Genomic DNA, 8722 nt, shown 5'->3' with positions numbered 1-8722 from the left:
ATACAAACCCCCAGGTCAGCCAAACGCGCCCCCACCTAATCGCGGAGCGTGAGCCAAGTCAGGTTTCTGTTCGTGTTGCCTCCACGTCTGAACGATGGAGGTCGCACGGACCTTGACCTGGCGACGCTGCGCCGGGCGACGTTCGGTCTCAAGCTTGGCGCGGGCGTAACCCTCATCTCCCTGGCCATCGTGGAGAAGCTGGCGAATCCAGAGATGGCGCGGGCTATGCTCGAGCAGGAACCGCTCCTCAATCTCCTTGCCCCGTTCGGGGTAAGCGCCGACGCCTTCGCGGTGGTTGCCGGGTCCGTCGAGCTTTTGTTGGGGCTGCTCGTCATCTCCGGCGCTCTGCCGCAGGTGGTTGCGATCCTGACGGCCGTGCCGTTCACCGCGACGCTGGCGCTCTTTGGGGCGACCGAGTTTCTGGGACACCTGCCGTTGTACGGTGTCCTGCTCAGTTTCCTCGTGCTGGGGAGCCTGGAAGAGACTTCCCACAGTCTATCCGGGCTGCGGCGACGGGCGGGTGTGCCTACTCATTGAGCGGGTCGTAGAGACCAGCCTTCTCCGGGAACGCGGCGAACCGGGTGCAGATTTCGTCGGTTCACGTCTCATTTCTTGGACCGGAATTGACCGCGCCCCGTCTCAGAATCTGATCCACTGGGGTCGGTTTCGGGCGTCCCCTTCAGGGCGTCCTGGTCGACTTTGTGCCCCGCAACAGGGTTGCGCTGCTCAGAGGCCGGGGTGTGGATCTCCAGCTCCTCGGCCAACGCCTCATCAGTCCGCGGGCGGCGGCTGAAGAGCCAGATCAGAGCGGCGATGGCGATCAGGAAGACGACGAAGGCGACGATCTGGTTCAGCCTCCAGTCCAGGCCGATGAACTCCAAGGGGAACTGGGTGCTCTTATCGGGCTCGTCGCGGCGCATCGATTCGATCCAGAAACGACCCATCATGTAGTAGGCCACATAGGTCCAGGCCAGCAGGCCCTGTTTGAACTGGAAGCGCTTATAGAGCCAGACCAGTGCAATGAATCCCAGCAGGTTCCACAGTGATTCGTAGAGGAAGGTGGGGTGGAATGTGGTGAATTCGCTGGCGCCGGGAGGCAGCGCTTGGTGCGGCTGGTCGGTGTCGATCTGCAGGCCCCAGGGCAGGGTGGTGGGGCCGCCGTAGAGCTCCTGGTTGAACCAGTTGCCCCAGCGGCCGATCGCCTGAGCCAGGATGACTCCGGGCACGATCGCGTCAGCGAAGGCGCCGAATTTGATGCCGTTGCGCCGGCAGAAGATCCACACGGCCACCGAGCCGGCGGCCACGGCACCGATGATGCTGAGGCCGCCCTGCCAGATCTGGACGGTGCGCAGCAGGTCTCCGCCTTCGCCGAAGTAGGCGTCGGGAGAGCTGATGACGTGGTAGATCCGGGCGCCAATGATACCGAAGACCACTGCCCAGAGTGCGGCGGAGAGAATGTCGTCGCCGTCGCCTCCGCGTGACTTCCACAGGCGGGTGGCGACCACCACTGCCAGAGCGATGCCCAGCAGGATTGCCAGGGAGTAGAAGGCGATGGATAAGGGCCCGGGTAGGTCGATGTGGTTCATCGGCGGGGCGGGGAAGCCCGCAGAAATCATGGCGGCAAACATATCAGGTGCGTCTCCTTGCTTAGGATTCTTCGGGGTTCCGGGAGAGGTGGATGATCGAGGCGACCGTGCCGCCCCACACCGTCACCAGAGCCACGATCATCATCACAATCGCTGCGGTAGTCATCGATGAATCACCTCAATACCGGGTCTGCGTCCTCGGGGATCTCGAAGACCTCCTCGGCGATGGGCTCATCCACGCTGTGGATGGTGACCTGCAGCTCACCTTCCGGCCCCGGGACCCGGTGTTCCCCCGGGCCGAACTGTGCGGCCCACGCGCGTGGCTCCAAGACCATCTCTGGGAGGTCGATGTCTTCTGGCTCCACGTTCTCGGTCCGTGACCAGGTCAGTTCCGAGTCCGGGCCCTGGTCAGCGACATACAAGGTTCGCTCCTCGAACCGGTAGATCTGGTCCGCGACCGGTGTTCCTTCGATCTGGGTGGTGAGCCGGAACGAGGGCGCATCGTCCAGGTCCCTCACCCAGAGGCGGTCCTGCTGGTCATCAACCTCGATGACCATCTCGAAGCTCTGTGCGTACTCGTCAGGGACTTGGGTTTGGGCATCCTCTCCTGGGGTCTGCGCCTGGCCGGTGAGCTGCGGGTTCTCCTTGAGGAGGCGACTGTCGAAGTACGCTACGGTCCCCAGCATGAGCACTAGAGGCGCGACCATCAATGCGACCACACCCGAGATTGCGGCAACGGTCAGCACCCCGCTCTCGCGCCGCTGGCGCTTCCGCCCGAGCACGGTCTTGGCGAACGCGGCTGCTTGAAGCGAGACCGCGAAGACCCCCATGCCGAGGAAGACGTACATGAACCAGATCGAGGGGTAGACCTGCCACTGGGGCGGGGTCGTCTGGAAGAAGTAGAAGAAGTATAGGGTCCCACGCAGCATGGCGAGGTAGAAGATGACGTGCACCAGGCTCCGGTGGATCCATTTCCACGACGACGCTCCGAGGAAGTTCACAGCTCGGTCGGAGGAGGTCACCGCCAGCAAGATGATCATGGGCAGCATTACCATCCCCATCATGTTCATGATGCCGACTTCGGCGCGTGCCAGGACGAATCTGTCCAACTCCTCCACGTACTGGAAGCCGAAGAGCGTTGCGAAGTCCCCGCGCGCCCAACGGTCCCATATGGTGTAGGCGTGCCCTACTGCCAGTACCGCGAACCATATTCCGAGTTCCCGCCGCCACGGCAACAACCGTTGGACGGGCTTCCAGAAGGCCGACGCGGGCGAGAGACTCAACGTCAGGAACAACAGGACGAACGCAGCATGTGCCCATGCTCGCCAGAAGGGATGGTCCTCTCCCCAGTCCGGCCACAGTGCTGGCTGGACCCCCCAAGCCGAATACGACAGATAGAACAGATAGACCAACAGCCCCGAAACGCTCGCCATGCCCAGATGGCGCAGCAAGAGCGTCTTCTTGCTCGTGATACGACTTCGCATGTCTGCCAGAGCCTGTTCTCCTCGTCGAGGGATCATTCTGGAAGACCTGCGTAGGAGTGCAGGCCGGGGAAGAAAACGTTGACGACGGCGTAGTTGATGATGATGCACACAAAACCTATGATCGACAGCCAGGCGTGGGTCTGGTCAACGTAGGGTGCAACCGAGAGGTAGAACTCATCCTCGGGCAGGGGCACCGATGATTCGTTGCCATCCTCATCGATCATCACAACTGCTTCTGTTTCTACGGATGCGACAAAATCGGTGGGCCGCTCCGCCAGCGGCAGCCTTTCCAGCTCCTCGACAAGCTCGCGTCCGGAGGCATCCTGCAGCCCGGGGGGCTGACAGCGCAGTGTCACTGCCCCCAGAAGGGACTGAGGGGTCTTCAGATGAACATGCTGCAACAGACACCATCGCTGCCAGCGCCGCAGCAGTCGTGCTGAATCGTCTGGTGTGGCTGGCCCGAGTCATGGTGGGGGTTCTCCTAGGTGCTGAGTGGTGTGACGAGTTCTTGGGATGGACTGATGGTTTAGAGGCTATCGCGCATTTCTTCCATCTCTTCGATCTCTGCATTCTGATCAGCGATGACGTTCTCTGAGAGTTCAAGGGCCTCCGGGTTCTGTCCCGCGTCGAGGTGGTCCTCTGCCATAGTCACGGCACCTTCGTGGTGGATGATCATTTGGTCTAGGAACAGGCGGGAGGCTTCCTCTCCCTCGGCTGACTCCAGGTTGGCGAGGTCTTCCTCGCTCATCATGCCGTCGTGCCCACCATCGCCCATCATGCCATGATCGTCGTCCTCCATCATGCCACCGTGGTCGCCGTCCTCGTCGGGCTCGTGACCCCAGGCTTCCAGCCATGATTCCATCTGTTCAATCTCGGGCTGCTGAGCGGCTCGGATGTCTTCCGCTAAAGCCGAGACCTCAGGATCGGCGTCATCGGTCTGCAGCAAGATGTCCGACATTTCCACCGCCTGCTCGTGATGAACGATCATCCCGGAGGCGTACTCGACGTCGGCATCGTTGAAATCGCCATTCGCAGTCTCAGTTTGTTCGTCCTGTGCAGCGGGATCGTCGGCAGGTTCCTCGGTGTCCTGATTTGGCTCTCCGCACGCGGTGAGTGCGACAGATGCGGCAAACACGCTGGCTGCTACAGCACTGAGTTTCGTCTTCATGTCTTGATCTCCTTAAAGTTGGTTCGCCTCAAGTAGACATGAGGTGGAGGCGGCCAGTCGTGCCAGAAGTGGGTTCTTCAGAGGATCTTTAGAAAACTTAAACTCTCGCTTGATGCGGTTGTGTCGGTGCTCACTGGCCTGACCTTCGCACCCGTGGCGGCCTCAGAAGCATCTCCAGCGGCCCGCGGCTAACCAGCCGACGCCAGATGAGCGAAAAGGCTGTCAGCAGGACAATGATCAGGATGCTGGCCACAAGCCCTTCTGGAACGTCCGCGGGCCCTGGCCGGACCGCGACGGCGAGAATCAAGAGATGACCCACGTAGGCGGTGAATGCCAACTGCCCCAGCTTCACCAGGGGATCCAACGAGCCTTGGGTGCCGCGGTCAGCAATCTTCAGACATAGTCCCAGCACGAAGATGGCCGCGCCGGTGCCTTCGACCAGCCATAGCGGCATCTGAGAATGAGCCACGGAGCTGATCAGTCGTTGCCACACCAGATGACTGGTGGGCTCACCCATGTAGGCGATGAGTGTTAAGGAGATGGTCCGTGCTCCGATGGCGCTGACCGCGCCCCACAGGATGAGTCGGGTGCTAAGGAATCGACGGGTCAGGTCCTGCCGTCCAAGCCACATCCCGAGGAGGAACGGGGCCACCCATACTGCGACTGGATAGGGACCCGTGACGAAAGTGCCGGCCAGGAGTTCCCCAGGAGAATCAGTGGCTGAGAGTGGATCCCGGTCAAAAGCCTTGTCCGTGCCTTCCTGAACCGCGAGCCACAATATGGGCCCCAGCGAGGCGCTGAGCCCGGCAAGGACAAGCAGGGCCTGTGCGGGAGCTCTGGTGAGCGGCAGCGCCGCTGTGAACAGGACGGCGTAGGTCACCAAAATCACTGAGACGCCGTGGTCCACTGCTTGAAGGAGCAGTCCGCCCACGAACAGCACCAATGCCCGCCAGAGGATAGAGCCCACGGGTATAGGACTTTCACCGCTCCGGGCCCGCCGGGACAGGAGGGAGAATCCGATCCCGCCTAAGAGCATGAACAATAACGACGCCCGTCCGTAAGGAAGGCGGTAGAGCATCTCGACCAGGCTGTCGCCACCGCGAGGCCCGACATTGACGACCACCATACCCGCCACGGCGAGGCCACGAATCAGTGATTGGTTCTGTGACGAACGATATAACCGGCCACATCCCCTTGCCGCTCGCCTCGGCTGGAGACCAGCAGATTCCAAGTCACACACCGCCATACCAGACATACCTTCCACACGCCGTTTCCTCGCCGTGCAACTCCCAGCAATCCGGGCGCTGCTCCCCCTCTTGGACGCCGGGATCGTTATCCTTGCTCCATCCGAGATCATCCAGGAAGAGAACCGACGAACAATCCGCGACCTCGCACAGGGCATCAGTGACCGTCTTCTGGAGGACGCGCCGAGCTTGGCCCAGCGGTTTCAACCACAGAACCTTGCCTGGGACGACGACGTCAGGGGCTTCTTCTCCTTGGCTGGAGGTGCCGTCGAGGAGCAGACCACGAAGTACCTGAAACGGGCCGTGGAATATTTCGCCGCAGAGTACGTGCTCAGTCAAACGACGCGGGCCACTTACACTTCGGTCTTCGACTGGGAATCATACCTCCTGAAAAACGGAGTCAGTAAAGCCCTCAGCCCGCTGACTCCTACCACTCAGGTAATGCTCTCATCACGAATACCGGCGTTGACTGGCTTGAATCCAGATATCATACAGACCATTCACGACGACGAAGCCTTCGGAGATTTTCGAGTCGAGCTTGAGAATATTTATGGACATTGTCCGCTCGGATCCAGATCAGAAGTCGACGCATACATGCGCGATAAAGAGAAGACATTACTCGAACCCAAGCTTGCCCAATTGAGCAAAGACCTGGAGCGCGGCTGGTTATCTCGCCTCGGCGTAGGTGCAGGTCGGGTCCGCTTCTCCTTGATCGCGGGTTTGATTTCGAGTGGGTTAGGTGTGGCAGCAGCGGGCCCGGCAGGGGTTCTCGCTGGTCTATTGCCGGTAGGAGGAAACCTCTTCGACGCAGCGGCAAGCGGCTCCCAAGGTACGACGAAAATCTGGTCCTCGCTCGTGCAACACGGACAAACACACCGCGATGAAATACCGCGGTCAGAAGATACGCCTGGAAGTACTAAACCCAGTGAATCGATCAATCCCTGGGGAATCGAACCAAAACCCGACCACCGGGTCCAGGTGACACCAGGGACTATTCTTCGCTGGGACGCTGTTCGTCCCGAAGGCCCTGTAGAGGGTGGCAATTACCACAAAGGTGTCTACTCAGCCTGCACATGCGGCAGTACCCTCAAGTACAAGTTCTGCTGCGCTGGGATTACACCCGCGCCGGAATAGCCGTCCGGCGCAGATCAACCTAGGTGATGTCAACGTGACCTTATTTCCGCCGCTGGTGTGACATGGAGGCGATCACAACGAACATTCCCACGACACTGATGATGATGACCATGAGCGCGGTTGAATCCATGCGACCAGCATAGTGATCGGATTCCTAATCGGGCCTGAGACGGCGTCCTATGTCTCGCCGTAGACTGCTGAATTTGCCGACATCAGAGGGCTAGGGCGTCCCACTGTTCGGCGGCCTTGGAACCGGCTGGCCCCGGCTGGTGATTGGGAGCGGATGGGGCGGGTTCGTCGGCGCCGTCGTCGAGGTCGTCTTCGCCGAAGACCTCCGCGACCCACGCTGGGGTAGGAGTCACTGCCGCGTCGGTGCGCTGGGCGACACCCAAGCTGATCAGCCAGTCGCGGTACTCGTGAGTGGTCCGGAAGAACGATTTGAACACCACCGGCGTGGCCCCTTCAGGTTCGATGGCACCAACGCCTTTGGCCGCGGCTGTGTCTTCGCGCACATGGGGCGGGATCATCGGCACTGCTTCGTGGTCGGAGAAGACCAGCTTGCGGTTGTTCTCGGTGGGTTTGGCTCCCAGCAGCGCCTTGTGTCCCAGGTTGGTCCTAAGCGCGGTGTCGATGCCGGTGTTGGTCGAGGCGATCTGGGTCGAGATCATCAGGAAGATTCCCACGAAGCGCAGCTCGGCGGCGATGTTCTTGATCGCGTCTTTCAGCAGTGACTTGGCGAAGTTCGTCGCTTCAGCCTTCTCTTTGAGTTCGATCTGCTTCTGCGGCGCGTCTTTGGGGATTTTGGGCACTGAGTCCATGGCGTAGAGCGCGGTCAGCTCATCGACGACCACGACCAGGGGCTTGAAGCCCTTGCCTTTTGGCAGGTCTTTGAAGTTGACCTCGCCTGCGCGTTTGAGCTCTTTGCCGCGGCGCTGACCTTCTTGGCGGACCATCTCTGCGGTGGCCGCCGAATGCCGGATCGAGTCACACCCCCACCCGCCGGGGGTGAGGAACTCTTTGCACCACATGAAGTCCGCGGACTTGGCCGGGGTGTCGATGACACACATGTCCGCCCCACGGGCCAGCAGGTATGCGATGTAGGCATTGATCGTGACTGTTTTTCCCGATCCCGACGTGCCACCTATCTGTGAATGGTTGTGGGCATCGAGGTCGAGGTTCATCGTCTGATGCCGCTGGCCGGGTTCGGGCAGGGCCACACCCATCGGGACTTTGAAGTGATCCTTATTGGTGTGATCGAAGGACTCCATCTTCTTGGGCATCGGAGTCTTATAGACGGCATCGAAGGTGGCCAGCTCGGCGGGAATGATTGAGCCCCTGCGCCCGTGGGTGTCGGTTTCGACGTACCAGCCGGGCTCACCGATGATGACGCTCGCGACCTCCTCCAGAGCCCCGTCATGCTTGGAGGGCCGGTAGGTCGGCGGCAGCGAGAAGTCGAACCCGCCGTCAGTGCGCTCGGCGACCTGGATGTTCCACGGGTCCACGCTGAGTGCGTTGGAGATCGCATCACGGGCACGGATGACCTCGTCTGTGAGCTTGGAGATGATCGCCCGGCGACGGTGCGGCTCGAAGGTGGTCATCTGATAGCCGGGGTAGGTGTCGGCCAGCGAGACTGCCCGTTTCTTGCCGTCGGACTGCTTGGTGTCCTGGGGCAGTCGGATCTCCATGGAGTCGTTGCCGGCGTGGGAGGCGACCAGGGTGTTGGACTCGCGTTTGAAGATCGCCACACCCTCGGAGGGCTCATAGCCGTCGAGCTCGAAGCCTTCCCCGTGTTCCGTCGCGATCTTGGTCAGCACCTTGTCCACGTGGGCGGGCTTGTCGGGTCGGAACTTGGATCCGACGTTGACGCGGATGCGTTCGATCCCCATGCTTGCTGCTTTGGTCACTGTCTCTCCTAGAAATCCTCAACGTGCTCCACCTGGTCAACATGCGCGTTTGCAAGATCAAGGGCTGTGGTTCAGGTGGAGATGTTTCGGCAATGGGCAACAGCTAGTCCTGATTGACCGAGGGCGGCCCGGACACGGTGGTCCCACTTTTCTCCCACTTTTCACCATGATTTGGAGGGGCATTGCGGGAATCTGGGGGATC

The 8722-nt window shown here is 60.9% G+C and carries 8 protein-coding genes and 1 pseudogene; 2 read left to right on the top strand and 7 right to left on the bottom strand.

Features of this window, described 5'->3' with window-relative positions:
- The first annotated feature begins 72 nt into the window (after positions 1–72).
- Positions 73–537 carry a hypothetical protein gene (locus FEF26_RS04565; protein ID WP_138252356.1) on the top strand — a complete coding sequence of 155 codons (465 nt, stop codon included), beginning with the start codon at positions 73–75 and terminating at the stop codon, positions 535–537.
- Positions 538–605: 68 nt separating this feature from the next.
- Here the strand turns inward: FEF26_RS04565 and lgt are convergent, their stop codons facing one another.
- The 6 genes and pseudogenes from lgt to FEF26_RS04535 all read right to left on the bottom strand — a co-directional run bounded on the left by lgt (position 606) and on the right by FEF26_RS04535 (position 5364).
- Complete coding sequence (gene lgt, locus FEF26_RS04560) at positions 606–1628, bottom strand: prolipoprotein diacylglyceryl transferase (RefSeq protein WP_138252355.1); 1023 nt, start codon at positions 1626–1628, stop codon at positions 606–608.
- 19 nt (positions 1629–1647) lie between these two features.
- A complete protein-coding gene (locus FEF26_RS04555) occupies positions 1648–1752 on the bottom strand; it encodes a methionine/alanine import family NSS transporter small subunit (RefSeq protein WP_138252354.1) in 105 nt (34 codons plus the stop codon).
- Positions 1753–1759: 7 nt separating this feature from the next.
- Positions 1760–3070, bottom strand: a complete 1311-nt coding sequence (locus tag FEF26_RS04550; protein WP_138252353.1) for a ferric reductase-like transmembrane domain-containing protein — start codon at positions 3068–3070, stop codon at positions 1760–1762.
- 143 nt (positions 3071–3213) lie between these two features.
- Positions 3214–3426, bottom strand: a pseudogene (locus tag FEF26_RS04545) (CueP family metal-binding protein); the annotation flags it as partial.
- Between the two features lie 170 nt (positions 3427–3596).
- Positions 3597–4238: a DUF305 domain-containing protein gene (locus FEF26_RS04540; RefSeq protein WP_138252351.1), complete on the bottom strand. Its 642-nt coding sequence runs from the start codon at positions 4236–4238 to the stop codon at positions 3597–3599.
- A gap of 130 nt (positions 4239–4368) precedes the next feature.
- Positions 4369–5364: a DUF418 domain-containing protein gene (locus tag FEF26_RS04535; protein ID WP_166432914.1), complete on the bottom strand. Its 996-nt coding sequence runs from the start codon at positions 5362–5364 to the stop codon at positions 4369–4371.
- A gap of 190 nt (positions 5365–5554) precedes the next feature.
- On the opposite strand from FEF26_RS04535, the gene FEF26_RS04530 reads away from it, so the two are divergent.
- Complete coding sequence (locus FEF26_RS04530; RefSeq protein WP_166432913.1) at positions 5555–6616, top strand: hypothetical protein; 1062 nt, start codon at positions 5555–5557, stop codon at positions 6614–6616.
- Positions 6617–6828: 212 nt separating this feature from the next.
- Here FEF26_RS04530 and FEF26_RS04525 read toward each other — a convergent pair whose 3' ends face one another.
- Positions 6829–8520 carry a P-loop NTPase family protein gene (locus tag FEF26_RS04525; protein WP_138252348.1) on the bottom strand — a complete coding sequence of 564 codons (1692 nt, stop codon included), beginning with the start codon at positions 8518–8520 and terminating at the stop codon, positions 6829–6831.
- Positions 8521–8722: the final 202 nt, after the last annotated feature.

The organism is Nesterenkonia salmonea, assembly GCF_005771525.1.
Classification (GTDB): Bacteria; Actinomycetota; Actinomycetes; order Actinomycetales; family Micrococcaceae; genus Nesterenkonia; species Nesterenkonia salmonea.
This window is presented reverse-complemented; position numbering and strand designations above follow the sequence as displayed.